This is a genomic window from Salinimicrobium oceani, assembly GCF_012037645.1.
In genome coordinates this window covers 1-569 of sequence record NZ_JAAVJR010000287.1, presented here as the reverse complement: position 1 = coordinate 569, position 569 = coordinate 1, and the positions used below count along the sequence as shown (strand labels likewise).

The following is a 569-nucleotide window of genomic DNA, read 5'->3' as shown; positions in this document are numbered from 1 at the left end:
AGATCATTTTCCTGCATCCAACCCTGGCTTCCGTTAGGCAATTCGATTTCTACCCACTCCTGGAAGTTTTCGGTGATCTTCACTTTTGCGCCTTCATGCAGCAAGAAAGCCTCCGCGGACCTTACTGAAGGTTCGCTTTTAACCTCGACCTCTTCAGAAAAAACTATGGCAAAATTGCTTTCCTGCTGCAGGTCCTGTTTAAAGAAACCTATGGCTACAGAAGAAATTGCAAGCACCAGAAAGAACATGCTGCCAATGAACATCAATCTTTTGGTCATGGTTCTTCTGCTGAAGTAGTACACCACAAAGAAGATAATGAAGACCAACATGCAGAATATTGCAACCCAGGCCCATCCCGCAGCCGAAAATGCTGAAGTAGACCTGTCAAAAATGCCCCAAAATCCTTCCGATTCTTCTTCTCCCAGAGCATCAATTGCCATAGTCCTGGCAAAACTGAGATTGTTACGGGCATCTTCATTTCGGGGATCTAATTGCAGCGCTTTTTCAAAGTGATAGATACTGGGTGCGATGCGGCTTAGCTTATAATAGGAATTCCCGAGGTTGTAATG

1 protein-coding gene is annotated in these 569 nt (G+C 44.8%); it reads right to left on the bottom strand.

All coding sequences use genetic code 11. The features are described from left to right. Positions 1-569 (bottom strand): tetratricopeptide repeat protein (locus tag HC175_RS16765; protein WP_168139503.1); only part of this gene is annotated, 569 nt, incomplete at both ends.